This window comes from Yimella sp. cx-51 (assembly GCF_017654605.1).
Classification (GTDB): domain Bacteria; phylum Actinomycetota; class Actinomycetes; order Actinomycetales; family Dermatophilaceae; genus Yimella.
In genome coordinates this window covers 1,937,771-1,955,360 of sequence record NZ_CP072113.1, presented here as the reverse complement: position 1 = coordinate 1,955,360, position 17,590 = coordinate 1,937,771, and the positions used below count along the sequence as shown (strand labels likewise).

Genomic DNA, 17,590 nt, shown 5'->3' with positions numbered 1-17,590 from the left:
ATGACCAACCCGCTGAGCCAGTTCGTCAACTGGTTGCGTGAGGGCTACCCCGAAGGGGTGCCACCGTCCGACTACAGCCCGCTGCTCGCCGTCCTGCAGCGGTCGCTGACCGACAACGAGATCGAGCAGGTGGTCACCGAGTTGCGCCGCAGCCGGGGCGCCGAGGTCGATACCGACGAGATTCGCCGGTCGATCAGTGAGGTCGCGCACGCCCTGCCGACGGACGAGGATGTCGAACGGGTCAGCCGGCGACTGGAATCGGCCGGATGGCGACGTGAGTCAGACCGCTCCACCGATCCCGTGGACGCGAGTCACCTCGGGTTCGAACCGCAGGACCTCGATTTCATCGCCGACCCCTACCCGGTGCTGACGCAGTTGCGTGCCGCCGGTCGGGCGATCCCGTACGCCGAACGCGAGGTGTGGCTGATCCCGCATTTCGCCGACGTCCACCAGGCCCTGCGCAGCCGTGCGCTGGGGCGTTCCTTCGAGCATCGCCACACCCCGGCCGAGTTCGGCCGGGCGGGTATCGCCGATCTAGCGGAGAAGTACCCGCGCTTCGTGGAGTCCGAACGCTGGTCGTTGCTCAACCTCGAACCGCCGGACCACACCCGCATCCGGCGACTGGTCACCAAGGTCTTCACCGCCAAGGCCATCCGGGAGTTCACCCCGCGCATCGAGGCATTGGCCGACGCTGCGCTAGCGCGTATTCAGGACCGCGAAGACTTCGACCTCGTCAGTGAGCTCGCCCAGCCCTACTCGATCTCCGTCATCTGCGAACTGCTCGGGGTGCCGCAGGAGCACGGCTCCGACCTGCTCGCCTGGTCGCACGCGATCGTCAAGATGTACGAGATCGCGCCCACCGCGCAGCAACAGCAGGACGCCGAACGCGCCGCCGGTGAGTTCATCGACTTCGTCTCCGCCCTCATCGAGCAGCGCCGCGCAACGCCTGGCACCGACCTCATCTCCGAACTGGTGATGGTGGCCGACGAGGGCGACCGGCTCAGCGTCGATGAGATCGTGTGCACCGTCATCGTCCTACTGAATGCCGGCCACGAGGCCACGGTCAACACGCTCGGCAACGGCATGAACGCCTTGCTCCAGCGGCCGCAGCAGTGGGTCCGCGTGGCGGCGCAAGAAGTCGACGCGCTCACCGCGGTGGAGGAGATGCTGCGCTTCGACCCACCGCTACAGATGTTCGAGCGCTGGGTGCTGGAGCCGGTGGAACTGGCCGGACGACAGTTCGGCGTGGGGGAGCGGATCGCGATGCTCTTCGGTTCGGCCAACCGCGACCCGCAGCGCTTCGAGGACGCCGACACCTTCGACGTCGGTCGCGGCGACGGCACCCACATCGGATTCGGGGCGGGCGTCCACTTCTGCATCGGGGCCCCGCTGGCGCGAGCCGAGATCTCGGCCATGGTGCACCGCTTGGCAACTCGCCCGGCACCGCTGCGGCTGGTCGAGGTGCCCACCTACCACCCGACCTTCGTGATCCGCGGATTGCGGGAGCTGAGGGTGTCTCTTCTCACACCGCCCGCATCACGGACCTGACCGGGATTCCCGCAACTCGCTGGAAGAATGGCGCCCGTGAAGGCACTGCTTCTGGAAAACATCCACCCCCTGGCCGAAGCCCTGCTGCGTGACGCAGGCATGGAGGTCGTCACCCACAAGGGCGCGCTGGACGAGGACGAGCTCATCGAGGCCATCCAGGGCGTCGACCTGCTCGGCATCCGCTCCAAGACCGACGTCACGGCCCGTGTGATCGAGGCCGCCGACCAGCTGCAGGCGATCGGCGCTTTCTGCATCGGCACCAACCAGATCGACAAGGACGCCGCCGCTGCCCGGGGCATCGTCGCGTTCAACGCTCCGTTCAGCAACACCCGCAGCGTCGTCGAACTCGCCATCGCCGAGATCATCGTGATGGCCCGCCGCCTCACCGAGAAGGACACCGCCCTGCACGAGGGGCGCTGGGACAAGAACGCCAAGGGCAGTCACGAGATCCGCGGTCGCCGCCTGGGCATCGTCGGCTACGGCAACATCGGCAGCCAGCTCTCGGTCGTGGCCGAAATGCTCGGCCTGCAGGTCTACTTCTACGACACCGAGGACAAACTCGCTCTCGGTAACGCGCGCCGCTGCCAGTCGCTGGACGAACTGCTCGAGGTGGCGGAGGTCGTCACGCTGCACGTCGACGGACGCTCGGGCAACGCCGGCTTCTTCGGCCCCGACCAGTTCGCCAAGATGCGTCCGCGCTCGCTCTTCCTCAACCTCTCCCGCGGCTTCGTGGTCGACTACGACGCGCTGCGTGAGCACCTGCTCAGCGGTCACATCGCCGGTGCCGCCGTCGACGTCTTCCCGGTGGAGCCGAAAGTGAGCGGTGACCCGTTCTCCTCGCCGCTGCAAGGCATTCCCAATGTCGTCCTCACCCCGCACGTCGGCGGGTCGACCGAGGAAGCGCAGGAAGACATCGGACGGTTCGTCGCCACCAAGCTGCGTGACTTCGTCGACCGCGGCACGACCACGCTCAACGTCAACCTGCCGGCCATCTCGCTGGAGGACCGCCCCGGCGACCGGCGGATCGTGCACTTCCACACCAACACCCCCGGCGTGCTCGCCACGGTCAACGGCATCCTGGCCGGCCACGGCGTCAACATCGAGGGGCAACTGCTGAGCACCCTCGGCGGAATCGGCTACGTGGTCACCGACGTCCGTGACTTCCCGCGGGAGGCGCTCGCCGAACTGGCCGCAATGCCGGAAACAATCCGGTTGCGCTGCATCGACTGAGCCAGTCAGTCCGGCACCGTCTCGGTCCTCGAAATGTTCGGCCCTGGTGGAACCTTTTCCATGCACGCGTGGTCAGACCTTCGTTGCACCATCCGACGTACGAACACAGCGGATCATCGGCGAATTTGAGGGGCTGCCGAAGCCGCACGGTCATGCGCCGGTCAGTAGAATTCGCACAGCATCAGGACTGCGCGCGGGCGTGGATCCACCAGGAGGGAAACAAACCATGAGCACCATCCGTCACCGCACCCTGGCCGTCGCGCTCGCCGCTGCCACCACTCTGGGTCTGACCGCTTGCCAGGACAGCGCGCCGACCGTCGCTGCCCCCAGCAGCACCTCGACGTCCAGCTCGCCGTCGTCATCCTCGTCCGAGACTTCTACCACGCAGAGCTCCACCACCGAGAGCTCGACTTCGTCGGAGAGCTCCACGACGTCCGAGACCAGCTCATCGTCCGGCTCGGAGCAGCCGGGCCAGTGCTACGACAGCGTCAGTCTGTACTGGTCGAAGAAGGGCTCGGGCACCCAGGTGAAGCCGGCGGGATCTGCGGTCACCACGGATGCCCGGTCTGGCGCCAAGCTTGAGATCACCCCCAGCAAGGGTCAGGTGAAGGACGGCGGATCGAGCTACCCCTACGAGGACGGCAAGCAGGCGCTGCTGTTCGACATCAAGTTCAAGCTCACCGATACCAGCGGCTACGCGGTGCTCAGCTACCTGCAGTGGTCGCTGTCGGACGACAAGGGCAACAACTGCCGCCGAGACTCCGGCGGCAGCAGCCCGGTCATCGACAAGCAGATCAGCGTCGTGTCGCTGAACGAGCAGAAGACTGAGTTCCAGGGCCAGGTTGCCTTCGTGGTGCCCAAGGGCAAGGACTACAGCAAGTACACCCTGCTGTTCTCCTACGACACCGAGGATGGCAACGAGGCGAAGGTCGGCTGGGCCGGCTGACCCACCCACGGAATGATCGGCCCCCTCCGCGCGTTCGCCGGAGGGGGCCGATCTCGTATGTCCGGCCCGCTGATGAGAAGGAGACGGCCATCGCGCTGAACGAAGCAACCCAGGCACAGTCGGGGCCGGTGTTGTCCGAGGCGGACGAAGGGCGAGCCCGCGCGCTACGGCGGATGCGCGGGGTGGCACTGGGCCTGCTGGTCTTCGCCGCCATCGTCTTCGTGCTCACCCACGGCAAGGACGGCGCGTGGGGCTATGTGAACGCCGCCTCCGAAGCCGCGATGGTCGGCGCGGTCGCCGACTGGTTCGCCGTCACCGCACTCTTCCGGCACCCGCTCGGGCTGCCGATCCCGCACACCGCGATCATTCCCAAACGCAAGGACTCCATCGGCACCAGCCTGGAAGATTTCGTCACCGAGAACTTCCTCACCGAATCCAACGTCCGCACCCGGTTGGAGAGCGCCCAGGTGCCCTTGCGTCTCGGGGAGTGGCTGCAGCAACCCGGCAACGCCCAGCGCGTCGTGAGCGAAGCAGCGCCGGCGCTCGCCAAGGGCGTCGCCTCCATCAAGGACGACGAGGTACGGCACCTGCTCGATCAGGTGCTGTTGCCCCGCCTGGGTCGTGAGCCGGTCGGGCCGCTCGTCGGCCATCTGCTCGAAGGTGTGGTGCAGGACGGATCGCACCACGGTCTGGTCGACATCGGCATTCGCGAATTGCACGCCTGGGCACGCGACAACGAGGCGACGATCACCGACATCATGGGTCAACGAGCCCCGTGGTGGTCGCCGAAGTGGCTCGATGACACGGTGACCTCCCGGGTGCACACCGAGATCGTCAACTGGCTCGCCGACGTCCGCGACGACCCGCACCACTCGGCACGCCAGGCAATCGACAACTTCCTGGAAACTCTCGCCCACGACCTACAGCACGACGAACCGACGATCGCCAAGGCCGAGGCGATCAAGGAGCGGTTCTTGGAGCACCCGTCCGTCAGCAACTCGATGGTGTCGTTGTGGGGCTCGGTGCAACGGGCCGTCGTCGAAGCCCTCGACGATCAGGACGGCGCGCTGCGGGCACGCCTGGCGGTCGCATTGCAGGATCTCGGTGCCCGCGTCGTCAGCGATGCCGGACTACGGGAGTCGCTGGACCATCGCCTGGCTGACGTCGTCGGGTACGCGGTGCGTACCTACGGCCGGGAACTGTCGACCGTGATCTCCCAGACGATCGACCGGTGGGACGGCAACGAGGCCGCCAAGCGGATCGAACTCCACGTCGGACGCGACCTGCAGTTCATCCGGATCAACGGCACCGTCGTCGGTGGTCTGGTCGGTCTGCTCATCCACACCGTCAGCCAGTTCCTCTGACCCACCTGCACAGCGCAGCCCCGTCACCGAGCACGGTGACGGGGCTGCGCTGTGTTTGCCGGTTCTGGCTGACGTGCTACTTGGCCGCCCGGAAGCCGGTCTCCAGGTCGGCGAGGATGTCATCGATGTGCTCGATGCCCACGGCGAGGCGCACCAGGCCCGGCGTGACGCCGGCTGCGAGACGGTCTTCGTCCGAGCCCTGCGAGTGGGTGGTCGAGGCCGGGTGGATCACCAGCGAGCGCACATCGCCGATGTTGGCGACGTGGGAGTGCAACTCCAGCGCTTCCACGAACTTCTTGCCGGCCTCCAGGCCACCCGCGATCTCGAACGAGATCACTGCGCCTGATCCCTGCGGCGTGTACTTCTGGGCGAGGTCGTAGTACTCGTTGTCCGGCAGCGACGCCCACACAACTCGCTCCACCTGCTCGTGGCCCTGGAGGAAAGCCGCCACCTTGTGGGTGTTCTCCAGGTGACGCTCGATGCGCAGGCTGAGGGTCTCCACACCCTGCGCGATGAGGAAGGCATTGAACGGCGACACCGCGGCGCCCAGGTCGCGCAGCAACTGCACACGAGCCTTGAGGATGAACGCGAGGTTGGCGCCGAGCGCGCTGCCCACGCCGAGATCGCGGGCGTAGACCAGTCCGTGGTAACTCTCCTCGGGCGTGTTGTAGTTGGGGAACTTCTCCGGGTCGGCGGCGTAGTCGAAGTTGCCGCTGTCGACGATCACCCCGGCGATGGAGGTGCCGTGGCCGCCGAGGTACTTGGTGGCGGAGTGCACCACGATGTCGGCGCCGTGCTCGATCGGGCGCAGTACGTACGGGGTGGCCACCGTGTTGTCGACGATGAGCGGCACACCTGCTTCGTGGGCCACCTTCGCCACGCCCGCGATGTCGAGCACCTCAGCCTTCGGGTTCGACACCGACTCGCCGAAGAAGAGCTTGGTGTTGGGGCGGACAGCGGCTTTCCACTGCTCGAGGTCGCGAGCGTCCTGCACGAAGGTCACCTCGATGCCGAACTTCGGCAGCGTGTACTTCAACAGGTTGGCGGTGCCGCCGTACAGCGCGGGGGAGGCCACGATGTGCGACCCGGCCTCGGCGATGTTGAGGATCGCGAGCGTCTCGGCGGCCTGTCCGGACGCGACCAGCAGCGCACCGACGCCGCCCTCCAGGCTGGCGATCCGCTGCTCGACCGCGTCCGTCGTCGGGTTCATCAACCGGGTGTAGATGTTGCCGAACTCGCTGAGCGCGAACAGGTTTGCAGCGTGCTCGGTGTCACGGAAGACGTACGAGGTGGTCTGGTAGATCGGCAGGGCGCGTGCGCCGGTCGCCTCGTCGGCACTCTGCCCGGCGTGGATCTGCCGGGTCTCGAAGGACCATCCGGTCTGGTTGTCGCTCATCAGCGCTTCCTTCCTGCGGGTGCAGGCGGAGCATCCGCCTGCAGCGGATCGGGTGTGGCCTTTCCGCGCTTGCCGGGCGGCGATCGGCGCCGTCGGCCAGGTCTTCACCCGGGGCACCCCACCGCGGTGGAGGGTTGCCGGCCAGCGAGCCGGGGCTTGTCGCTGACACTCATGACCTGCCAGCAGGGTAGGACGAGGTGTCCGAAATCTGAAGGGCGATCTCTCATGACGGACAGCCGGTAATTCGGTTGCGGGGTGTGCCGCGCTGGCCCCAAGCTGAGGCACGTCGAGAGTTCATGCACGCTGCGAGCGCGCCCGTTCGAAGGAGGAGAGCAATGGCCCAGAGCTGCCGTACGCGCACCACCACTTTTCGAACGATGGAGAATCTCCCGTGCCGAATCGCACACCGAGTCAGCGCTCTGCGCTGCACTGCCCCACGCCTGCTCCACTTCCACTGACCGACCTCGACTTCGTCCCACCGCCGGAACTCGGTGCAGGACAACGCTGGTCGACCTGGAGCAGCATCGAACGCCTGCAACGCGGGCCCGCACCACGACCGTCCTGGGTGGTCACCCACGACGAATCCATCGACACCGAGCTCGGCGTGCTGAAGACCGGCAAGGAAGCAGATGTCTTCCTCGTCGAGCGCCGATCCGCCGACGGGCGAACCTCCGCCGTGATGGCAGCCAAGCGCTACCGCGACGCCGAGAACCGGTCGTTTCGCCGGCACGCGGGTTACACCGAGGGCCGCCGCATCAAGGACACCCGCGAGGCCCGCGCGGTCGCGACCAAGACCCGTTTCGGCAAGCAGGTTGCCGCTGGAGTCTGGGCCCAAGCCGAGTGGGGTGCGCTGGTCGACCTCTGGAGCAGCGGGGTGCCTGTGCCGTACCCGGTGCAGATCGACGAACGCGAGATCCTCATGGAACTCGTTGTCGATGAAGCGGGCGACCCCGCACCGCGGCTGGCAGCTACCAGGCCGACCTCCGATCAGCTCGCGGCGTGGTTCGAACAGTTGCGGTCGGCGCTGATCGTGTTGAGCGGCAAGGGAATCGTGCACGGCGACCTGTCGGCGTACAACATCCTCGCCGGACGTGACGGGGTGGTGCTCATCGACCTGCCCCAGACCCTCGACCTGATCGCCAATCCGAACGGCACCGACTTCCTACATCGCGACTGTGTAAACGTCTGCACGTGGTTTGCGTCCAAGGGATTCGATTGTGATGGCGACGAACTGTTCGCCGAGCTGCTGGCGTTCGCGTTGTGATCGATGATCCGGTGGCCGCATAGGCTGCCCGGGTGATCGGTCGGGTGCGTTCGGGAGCAGCGGCACTGGGCTGCGTCTTGCTCGCGGCCTGCGCCGGCACACCCAGCCCGCCGAGGTATCCCGAGGCGTCGTGGTCGGCCGGCACCGATGGCGTGGCCACCCCCACGGTGTCGGACGCCCGGCCCACGGGTGCGGGTGCTTCGTGCACTCCCGGCGAAGGATTCTCCTCGGGAGCTGCGGCGAACCGTTGGATGGGCGGCTTGGACGGCCTTCCCGCCTGGCGCTCCGCCGACGTCGGGGTGAGCGTGCCACTCTCCGACGGACGGGTGGTGTGGGTCTTCGGCGACACCGGTCGTGCCGCTGGGTTCACTCCGCGGATGGTGAGCAGTTCAGCGTTGGTCACCGACGGCAACTGCACCTCGCAATGGACCTCTGCAGCAGATGGTCCCTTCCTGCCCAACGAACCCGGGTCGGTCTGTTGGCCCTCCTCGATGGTCGCCCGGAAGGTGGGATCGGCCGACCAGGTGCTCGTTGCCTGCTCGCGAGTGCGCCGGGGGAGCGGACACGGCTTGTTCGACTTCACCTACCTCGGCATGAGCCTGGTGCGTTTCGAGGTGTCACCGGGCAAGGTTTCGACCGTGCCAGAGGGTCACACCGTGACCCCGGATCGCGACGACAGCAGGCAGGTCAACTGGGGAGCGGCGATGGTGCTCGACCAGGGTTGGGTCTACCTCTACGGGTCGCAGCAGGGCAAGAGTCAGTTCGGGGCCCGCCGGTTGGTGGTGGCCCGCACCACCTGGGAAACAGCGTCCGACCAGCGCACCTGGACCTTCTGGAACGGCCGCACCTGGTCGTCGTCGGCGAACCACGCCCAGCCGGTCATCGATCGCAATCCCGGTGTGTCACAAGCACTCACGGTGCACCAGGTGAACGGCAAGTTCGTCGCGGTGTCGAAGAAGGGCGGCGACCTCAGCGACACCGTCGCAGTCTGGTCGGCCCCGTCACCCACCGGGCCGTGGACGGTCGTCCACGAACACCTCATGCCCTACGACGCGGGCAACTCGGTGGTCACCTACCAACCCTTGGCCCATCCGCAGATCCGCCTTGCGAGCGGGCAGTTGTTGGTGTCGGTGTCACGCAACCCCAAGGATCTGCAGCGGGTGCTGGCCGAGCCGAACCTGGGAAGACCGACGTTTATCGAGGTGCCGACGCCGTGATCGTCTGGGAGAATCAGCCGACCCACGATGACTGAGATGACTGACAAGACACCCGCCAAGAGCCGACGACGCCGGCTTCCTTCCTCGCGCAGCCAGGAGCGACGCCGGATGTCGCCCCAGCAAGTGGAACACCGGCGCTCGCTGGTGCCTGAGGTCACCTACCCTGACCTGCCGGTGGCCGAGGCGAAGGACGACATCGCAGCGGCGATCCGTGATCACCAGGTGGTGGTGATCGCCGGTGAGACCGGGTCGGGCAAGACCACCCAGATCCCGAAGATCTGCCTCGAACTCGGGCGCGGGGTGGAAGGTGTCATCGGGCACACGCAGCCTCGGCGACTGGCCGCCCGCTCGGTGGCCGAGCGCATCGCCGAGGAGTTGCACACCGAACTCGGTGAGGTGGTCGGTTACCAGGTGCGGTTCACCGACACCTCCAGCGCCAAGACCCTCGTCAAGGTGATGACCGACGGCATCCTGCTCTCAGGTCTGCAGCACGACCGTATGTTGTCGCAGTACGACACGATCATCATCGACGAGGCGCACGAACGCTCGCTCAACATCGACTTCATCCTCGGCTATCTCAAGCAACTGCTGCCGAGGCGTCCTGACCTGAAGGTGATCATCACCTCTGCGACGATCGATCCGCAGCGTTTCGCCGATCACTTCGCCACACCTGAGCGTGCCGTCCCGATCATCGAGGTGTCGGGCCGCACCTACCCGGTGGAGGTGCGCTACCGACCGTTGGAGCGGGAAGTGCCCGGCAAGGGGGCGGACGCCGCGCCGGCGACGGTCGACATCGACCAGGTGGCCGGCATCGTCGACGCGGTCGAAGAACTGTGGTCGGAGCCGGTCAGCGACGGCGGACCGCAGGACATCCTCGTCTTCTGCTCCGGAGAGCGCGAGATCCGGGACGCCGCGGACGCCCTCCAGGGGCTGAATCTGCCTGGCACACAGGTGCTTCCGTTGTACGCCCGCCTCTCGGCCGCGGAACAACATCGCATCTTCACTCGCCACGAGGGCCGCCGCATCGTGCTGGCCACCAACGTCGCCGAGACCTCGCTGACCGTCCCCGGCATCCGGTACGTCGTCGACACCGGCACCGCCCGCATCTCGCGGTACAGCCAGCGCACGAAGGTGCAACGACTGCCGATCGAACCCATCTCCCAGGCCAGCGCGAAGCAGCGCACCGGCCGCTGCGGGCGCCTCGCCGACGGTGTCTGCATCCGGCTGTACTCGCAGGACGACTACGAGGCTCGGCCGGAGTTCACCGACCCCGAGATCCTGCGCACCAACCTCGCCTCGGTGATCCTGCAGATGATCTCCCTCGGCCTGGGCGACATCTCCCGCTTCCCGTTCGTGCAACCCCCGGACGCCCGCCAGATCGCCGACGGTCTGCGCCTGCTCGACGAACTACACGCCATCGAGGACGCCGGGCCCGGCCGCCGCAAACGGCTCACCGCCGACGGGCGCGCCATCGCCGCACTGCCGGTCGACCCACGTCTGGCGCGAATGATCGTGGAAGCGTCCCGCAACGGATCGCTGCGTGAGGTGCTGCCGATCGTGGCTGCGATGTCGATCCAGGACCCCCGGGAGCGTCCGGCCGATGCACAGACCCAGGCCGATCAACATCACGCGCGTTTCAAGCACGAGAACAGTGATTTCCTCACCGTCCTCAACCTGTGGCGGTACGTCCGCGAGCAACAGAAAGCGTTGTCCGGCAGCGCTTTTCGGCGGATGTGCAGGGCGGAATACCTGCACTACCTGCGGGTGCGCGAATGGCAGGATCTGCATGGTCAACTGCGCGACATCAGTAAGCGGCTGAAGCTGTCGACCAGCGGCAACGACGCCTCGGACGACACCGTCCATCAAGCCCTGCTGACGGGGTTGCTCTCGCACGTGGGTCTGCGTGACCGCGATTCACGCGACTACCTCGGTGCTCGCAATGCGCGCTTCGGCATCCAGCCTGGTTCGGTGCTGTTCCGTGCCCAACCCGACTGGGTGATGGCCGGTGAACTGGTGGAGACCACGCGTCTGTGGGCGCGCACCAATGCCCGCATCGACCCCGCCTGGGTGGAGAACGCCGCCGAGCACCTGCTGCGGCGCAGCTACTCCGATCCTCGCTGGGAGAAGAAGCAGGCGCAGGCAATCTGCAGCGAGAGGGTCACGCTCTACGGCGTCCCGCTCGCGGCCGGTCGGCCCGTCTCCTTCGGGCGGATCGACCAGGCCTACGCCCGTGAACTGTTCATCCGGCACGCGCTCGTAGAGGGGGAGTGGCAGAGCCATCACCGCTTCCTACGCGACAACCGAGCTCTGCTGCGCGAGGTGGCCGAACTCGAGGAACGCACCCGGCGCCGCGACCTCGTCGTGGACGACGGGGTGTTGTTCGAGTTCTATGACGAGCGGCTGCCCGACGACATCGTCTCCGGCGCCCACTTCGACCGGTGGTGGAAGGGCCAGGCGCGAAAGCACCCCACGCTGCTCAGTTTCACCCGCGACTTCCTGCTCACCGACGACGCCGGTGATCTCGACGTCTCCGACTTCCCCAAGGAATGGCACCAGGGCGACCTGACCTTCCGGCTCAGCTACCAGTTCGACCCGGGCTCGGACGCTGACGGCGTCACCGTGCACCTGCCGGTGGAGCAGCTCAACCAGGTGCAGGACGCCGGCTTCGACTGGTTGGTGCCGGGGGTGCGCGAAGAACTGGTGACCGCCTTGCTGAAGTCGCTTCCGAAGGCCACCCGCAAGCACTTCGTCCCGACCCCTGATCACGCCAGAGCCGCTGTGGCACAGATGAATTCGGCGTCCGGTGAAGACCTGGTCGATGCGCTGTCAGACGCGCTCTTCGCGCGTTCTCGGGTGCGTGTGCCGCGCGATGAGTGGGACTGGTCGCGTGTGCCTAATCGTCTGCGCATGACTTTCCGGGTGGAAGGCAAGGGAGGCAAGAAGCTCGCCCAGGGCAAGGAGCTGCCATTGCTCCAGCAACAACTACAGGGCTCGGTGCGCCAGGCAATGTCGAGCGTCGGAGAAGCGCTGGAGCGCAACGGGATTCGCGAATGGGGCGCCCTGCAGCTGCAGGACCGCGTCGAGAGCAAGAGCGGTGGTCGCACGGTGGTCGGCTACCCGGCGCTGGTGGACGACGGAACCTCGGTGGCGCTCACGGTGTTGCCCACGCCGTCCGAGCGTGACCACGCCACCCACTTCGGGGTGCGGCGCCTGGTACTGCTGGCCACCGATGTGCCGTGGAATCGCATCCTGAGCCTGCTGACCAACCGGCAGAAGCTCGCACTGGCCCATCACCCGCATCCGTCGCGGCAGGCACTGCACGACGACATTCTTGCCGCGGCGGTCGACGCCATCATCGAGCGCGAACTCCCCGGCGGACGGGTGCGCGACGCCGCCCAGTTCGAACACGCCAAGCAGGTGGTCAAGCAGCAGGTGGTGCCGGAGGTGATCGCCGCCGTCGACCTGGTCGGCCCGTGCCTGGATGCAGCGCGCGAGGTGCGGCTCGCCCTCGATCGGTTGACCTCGCCCGCGGTCGCCGACCTGCGTCGTGACCTGGAAGTGCAGTACGCCGCGCTGATCCATCCCGGTTTCGTGGCCGACACCGGCGTCGCCCGGCTGCGTCGTGTGCAGGTCTACCTGCGCGCGATGCTCGAACGCATCGAGAAGGCACCCGGCGATCTTGCCCGTGACCAGCAGCGGCAGGGCGATGTAGACCACGTGCGCACAGAACTCGACAAGCTGCTTGCCGCGTTGCCCGCTGCCCGGCACACCGATCCCGACGTCGTCGCGCTGCGCTGGATGATCGAGGAGTTGCGGGTGAGTCTTTTCGCCCAGAAGCTCGGCACCGCCGGCCCGGTGTCGATCAAGCGCATCTTCAAGGCCATGGACGAGGTCGAAGCCGGCGGCGCGGCCTGACGCCGCCCCGGGTGGGACACGGCTCACGACGAACTCGGGAATGACTGCCTCGGCAGTCACGTTGGACCCAGGCAGAAGCACGTAGCCATGACTGTTCAGGAGGCAAGTCCATGCGGGATCCGTTGGAGCTCATTCGGTTCGAGCAGGACGCCCACGCCAGCGAGTTGGGCGCCCGCACGATGATCGTAGCTCTCGGTGGTCTCATCGACGCTGGCAACACCCAGCGTCTGCTGGTGCAGCACCTGCTGGCCCACGGCGACCCGGTGGTCGTCGCCTCCTTCGACATCGATCAGTTGCTCGACTACCGCGGCCGTCGCCCCATGATGACCTTCGACCGCGATCACTTCGCCAGCTACGACGACCCCTCGCTCAACCTCTACCGGCTGGGGGACGACGAGGGCACGCCCTACCTGCTGCTGGCCGGTCCGGAGCCCGACTACCAATGGGAGCGCGTCGTCGAGGCGATCCAATTCCTGGTGCGCCGTCTCGGCGTGCAACTCGTGGTCAGCACCCACGGCATTCCGATGGCCGTGCCGCACACGCGTCCGGTGGGCATGACGAAGTACGCCACCGACCCGGCACTGATCCCCGACAACACCCCGGTCTTCGCAGCCATGCAGGTGCCGGGGAGCCTGGAGTCGTTGGTGCACCTGCGCCTGGGAGAAGCCGAGGTCGACGCCGTTGGTTTCGCGCTGCACGTGCCGCACTACCTGGCCGCAATGGACTTCGGCGACGCCGCCGTGGCCGCTGCCGATGCAATCGTCGGCCTCACCGGCCTGTCATTGCCGGTGAGCGACCTCGCGATGCAGGCCGAGGTGCACCGGGCTGAGATCGCCCGCCAGATCGAGGCCAACCCCGAGATCGCCGAGGCCGTCAGCGGTATGGAGCAGCAGTACGACGCTTTCGTCGAGGGGCAGCAGCGGCAGAGCCTGCTCGCCACCGAGATGTCCGAACTGCCCAGCGCCGAAGAGATCGGCGCAGAACTCGAGGAGTTCCTGCGCGCCGAGACCGGCGAGGAATAACCAACCGCCACAGCCATCGCCTCACGGCTTGGCTTCGCTCCAGCGACGAATCACGCTGGTATCACTGACGAATCGCACCGGCGCGCCGCCACTCCAGCGGCGCGCTGCGTCGTCGAGAGCCTGATCGACTGCCGCTGCGGCGGCCTCGCCGTGTGCCTCCGGCACGTGCACCAACAACTCGTCGTGCAAGCAGAGCACGACCCGCCCACCCATCGGCCGGACGGCTGACCGGACGGTCAACGCCCACGCCTTGAACAACTCCGCGGCTGCCCCTTGCACCACCGCGTTACGGGTGAAGCGTCCGCGTGCTCGCATGGTCGCGAGCTGGTCGTCCGGATTCGCTGTCACCGGCACCCGTCGTCCGCCGTAGGTGAAGACGTCCTCGCCCTGCTCACCCTGCAGTGCGGCCTGTTGCAGGTACCCCATGGCCACCGGGTACGCACGCTCCAGCCGAGCGAGGGCCTGCCCCGCAGTGCCACTGGTCTGGCCGTACATCGCGGCGAGCATCGCGATCTTGGCGGTCGGGCGTTCGACACCGAGCTCGGCAGCGACGCCCGCATACAGGTCGTCCTGCCGGGTCGCCTGCGCCAGCGCCCGATCACGGGCCACCACAGCCAGCACCCGGGGTTCGATCTGCCCCAGGTCGGCGCGCACCAGCACGTGTCCGTCGGCTGCGGCCACACCCGGGCGCAGGGGAGTGGGCAGGCTGTGCAGGCCAGAGCCCGCGGTCATGCGTCCGGCGCCGCCGTCGGATGCCTCCCACTCACCGCGCAAGCGGTCGTCCGGCCCGACGAACCGGTCGAGCCAGTGCCAGCCGTAGGTCGTCGCGATCCGTTCGGCCTTGCGCCACGTCAGCAGTGCGTCGACCAGCGGCGAGCCGGCCCGGTAGGGCTCCAGGTGCCATGCCCTGGTGTCTTCGACGACGATGCCCGATTGGCGCAGCATCTCGCGGACGGCGGAGGGGTTGCGTAGATCGACCTCTCGTCCACGGGGGGTGTGGCGCCAGACCGAGCCGTCGCGCTGCCGGCGGATCCGAAGGGCATCGGCCTCGTCGAGGGGACGCGGGCCCGCCGCCGATTCGATGAGCGTCTCCAGCACCGGCCGGTCGACTGGCAGCCCTTCGGCGCTCAGTTCGATGCACAGCCACGCCGCCCCTGATTCGCTGTAGGCAGACTGGAGACCGGGGCTCCGCTCGTGCAGGATCTGCGCCTGCAGACGCGAGACGTGGAGTGCGGCACGTGCCCACTGCTCGCGGTTGTCCGGCTCGGCCAGCCACGTGGCGCTTCCTGCGCCCGGTGGCAGCTGCTCCCAGGGCCGGATCGGCGCTGCGCAGGAGTTGTCCAGGGCGAAGAGGTCAGGCGCCGTGGTTCTGGGCGATTCACGCGGTGGCGGCGGCACAGTCATCGCATGAGCAACTGCCCACACCGCACCGGCATCATCGCGTGCGCCGCCGTGGATCAAGCGGTTGACCGCCGCGAGGTCCCAGCACCGCTGCACTGAGAGCACCTCCACCAAGGCACGCACGTCACGCGCCGACCACCACACCAGTCGCACGGAATCCAACTGCTCCGCAGTGTGCAGATCCGCCGGCGAGGCGTAGTGCCGCACCCCGTCGTCGTCCGCGACGGTCGTCCTGCCGTCTGTCGCGACCACCACAGCACACAGCGAACCCCGCAGCAGGAGCTGCGGGGTTGCCGTGGTGTCGAGCAAATCGCTCAGCGCTGACCGTCCTGGGGAGGCTCCCAGCCGGACTGGTTCTGCTGCGGGCTCGGCTGGTGCGGCTGCGCCTGGGTGGGGGCATCGGCCGAACCGGCACCGCGCAGGTCGTCACGGTTGACTGCCTGGGTAGCAGCGTCGGAGACATCGCCGCCCTGCTGGCCCTGACCGTAACCGCCCTGCTGGCTCTGTCCGTAACCGCCCTGCTGGGGCTGCTGGCCGTAACCAGCCTGGCCGTATCCGGCTTGCTGGCCGTAACCGCCCTGCTGGCCCTGTCCGTAGCCGCCCTGTTGAGGCTGCTGTCCGTAGCCACCCTGCTGGCCGTAACCACCGTGCTGCGGCTGCTGGCCGTAGCCACTCTGCTGGCCGTAGCCGCCCTGTTGGGGCTGCTGTCCGTAACCGCCCTGTTGGGGCTGCTGGCCGTAGCCGCCCTGCTGGGGCTGCTGTCCGTAGCCGGGGGTGCCCTGCGCCGGGGTGTGCGAACCGGAGGAGACGCCGAACGAGCCAGGAGTGCCGTAGCCGTCGCTGTAACCCGACTGGCCGTACTGGTTGTAGCCGCCCTGGTTGTAACCGGAGGTGTTCGACGTGGCGTTCTTCTTGCCGCGCAGGAACATCAGGACGGTGCCGATGATGCCGCCAAGCAGCAGGAGCAGACCGAGGATCATGACGGGGGTGCGCCATCCGCCACCGATCTTGTCGGCGCGGTTACCGGCGTACAGCTGCCCCTTCTGCTTGTCGCAGTTGACCTGCTGGGAACCGGCTGCCAGACCGTCGGGGCTGCGCGCGATCTCCCAGTACTTCGTGCCGTCGGCCTCCACCGAGAAGTCCTTGGTGGGCTGGTTGAACACCTTGGTGTCGCCCTTGACCGCCGAGCACACGGCCGTCCCACGGTCGGACTGATCGGTGCTGTAGATGGAGAAGCCCTTGTCGGACGCCTCGATGCTCTGCCCGGAGTTGAAGCCGTTGAGGCTGACCTTCGGACTCGACACCAGGCTGACGATCAACAGGATCAGGCCGAGCACTGCGAGCGCGGCCGGAACGGCCAACAGCGCTTTCTTGTTGCCGGAAGAATTGGACATGCCGACAAAACTAGCTCATCGAGGGTGTCTGCCCGCGGCTCACCCGCGCGCAATTCTGCGTTGCGCGTGCCACATCGATTGAGCCTTCGCTTCGCCCATGGCAGGGGGTTGTCCGGTGTCATGATGTGCACATGTTCGGATTCGGTCGTGACAAGAACGACAACCTCCCTGCCAAGGGCAACCAGCCCGTCAAGCTCGACAGCGGTCCGATGGGTGCCTCGGCGCTCGGCTTCGCCGAGAAGTTGATCGCTGTCGGTATCGACGGCAAGGCAACTTTCGACTCTGCCGAGAAGGTCGCGGCCAAGGCCCTGCAGGAGTACCCAGACCCGGAGCGGGCCATCAAGGAGATCATCTCCGACCACCGCCGGCTGAGCGCCGCAAACGGCTTCGTGACAGGTATTGGCGGTTTCGTGACGATGGCGGTCGCGCTTCCGGCCAATGTCGCCGGCTTCTACTTGTTGTCGACGCGAATGGTCGCGGCCATTGCGCGCATTCGGGGCTACGACCTCAAGGACCCAGGGCTGCGGTCGGCAATCCTGCTCACGCTCGTGGGGGCTGACGCCAGCGACATCATGAGCAAGGCCGGGGTGGTGGCCACCGGCCGCCTCGCGGGCCTGGCCTCCCAGCAGTTGCCTCCGCCTGCCCTCATGGTGGTCAACAAGGCGGTCGGTTTCCGGCTCATCGGTCAAGTGGGCGAGAAGGTGGTCACCCGTTTCGGCAAGGCGATCCCGTTCGCGGGTGGCTTCGTCGGTGCGGGCATCGACGTGTGGATGTTGCACAAGGTCGCGGACAACGCAAAGGCGCAGTTCCCGAGGCGCTGAGCCTCCACCGGAGTTGTCCCCCCGAGCCGGATCGAGCACGGTTTTCCACAAGCGACCACCGGCTGTTCCCAG

Annotated in this window: 12 protein-coding genes and 1 riboswitch; of the genes, 9 read left to right on the top strand and 3 right to left on the bottom strand. The window is 67.2% G+C overall.

Going from position 1 to position 17,590, the window contains the following annotated elements; translation table 11 throughout:
* The 4 genes from J5M86_RS09330 (at position 1) to J5M86_RS09315 (ending at position 5,088) form a co-directional block, all read left to right on the top strand.
* The gene (locus J5M86_RS09330; protein WP_188060598.1) at positions 1–1,548 is read left to right on the top strand and encodes a cytochrome P450; all 1,548 of its coding nucleotides are present in this window, start codon (positions 1–3) and stop codon (positions 1,546–1,548) included.
* 27 nt (positions 1,549–1,575) lie between these two features.
* On the top strand, positions 1,576–2,778 hold the full coding sequence (serA, locus tag J5M86_RS09325; protein ID WP_188060599.1) for a phosphoglycerate dehydrogenase: 1,203 nt from the start codon (positions 1,576–1,578) through the stop codon (positions 2,776–2,778).
* A 226-nt stretch (positions 2,779–3,004) separates the two neighbouring features.
* Complete coding sequence (locus J5M86_RS09320; RefSeq protein ID WP_188060600.1) at positions 3,005–3,724, top strand: hypothetical protein; 720 nt, start codon at positions 3,005–3,007, stop codon at positions 3,722–3,724.
* A gap of 128 nt (positions 3,725–3,852) precedes the next feature.
* Positions 3,853–5,088 (top strand): DUF445 domain-containing protein, encoded by a 1,236-nt coding sequence (locus J5M86_RS09315; protein WP_370587338.1) that lies wholly within the window; start codon positions 3,853–3,855, stop codon positions 5,086–5,088.
* 76 nt (positions 5,089–5,164) lie between these two features.
* On the opposite strand, the gene J5M86_RS09310 is transcribed toward J5M86_RS09315, so the two are convergent.
* Entirely contained in the window at positions 5,165–6,484 is a 1,320-nt protein-coding gene (locus J5M86_RS09310) for a bifunctional o-acetylhomoserine/o-acetylserine sulfhydrylase (RefSeq protein WP_188060601.1), read from the bottom strand.
* Between the two features lie 60 nt (positions 6,485–6,544).
* Positions 6,545–6,661: riboswitch (SAM riboswitch) on the bottom strand.
* 214 nt (positions 6,662–6,875) lie between these two features.
* On the opposite strand from J5M86_RS09310, the gene J5M86_RS09305 reads away from it, so the two are divergent.
* The 4 genes from J5M86_RS09305 to J5M86_RS09290 all read left to right on the top strand — a co-directional run bounded on the left by J5M86_RS09305 (position 6,876) and on the right by J5M86_RS09290 (position 13,902).
* On the top strand, positions 6,876–7,748 hold the full coding sequence (locus tag J5M86_RS09305; RefSeq protein ID WP_244328299.1) for a serine protein kinase RIO: 873 nt from the start codon (positions 6,876–6,878) through the stop codon (positions 7,746–7,748).
* Between the two features lie 32 nt (positions 7,749–7,780).
* A complete protein-coding gene (locus J5M86_RS09300; protein WP_188060602.1) occupies positions 7,781–8,965 on the top strand; it encodes a DUF4185 domain-containing protein in 1,185 nt (394 codons plus the stop codon).
* Positions 8,966–9,001: 36 nt separating this feature from the next.
* Positions 9,002–12,880, top strand: coding sequence for an ATP-dependent RNA helicase HrpA (gene hrpA, locus J5M86_RS09295; RefSeq protein WP_188060603.1), 3,879 nt, complete (start codon positions 9,002–9,004; stop codon positions 12,878–12,880).
* Between the two features lie 110 nt (positions 12,881–12,990).
* Positions 12,991–13,902, top strand: a complete 912-nt coding sequence (locus J5M86_RS09290) for a PAC2 family protein (protein ID WP_188060604.1) — start codon at positions 12,991–12,993, stop codon at positions 13,900–13,902.
* Between the two features lie 21 nt (positions 13,903–13,923).
* Here J5M86_RS09290 and J5M86_RS09285 read toward each other — a convergent pair whose 3' ends face one another.
* Together J5M86_RS09285 and J5M86_RS09280 are read right to left on the bottom strand one after the other, a co-directional pair.
* The gene (locus J5M86_RS09285) at positions 13,924–15,558 is read right to left on the bottom strand and encodes a DNA polymerase (RefSeq protein WP_244328298.1); all 1,635 of its coding nucleotides are present in this window, start codon (positions 15,556–15,558) and stop codon (positions 13,924–13,926) included.
* A gap of 59 nt (positions 15,559–15,617) precedes the next feature.
* Positions 15,618–16,697, bottom strand: coding sequence for a hypothetical protein (locus tag J5M86_RS09280; protein ID WP_208965004.1), 1,080 nt, complete (start codon positions 16,695–16,697; stop codon positions 15,618–15,620).
* A gap of 131 nt (positions 16,698–16,828) precedes the next feature.
* Between J5M86_RS09280 and J5M86_RS09275 the strand changes: the two genes are divergently transcribed.
* Positions 16,829–17,518, top strand: coding sequence for an EcsC family protein (locus tag J5M86_RS09275; protein WP_188060605.1), 690 nt, complete (start codon positions 16,829–16,831; stop codon positions 17,516–17,518).
* Positions 17,519–17,590 lie beyond the last annotated feature (72 nt).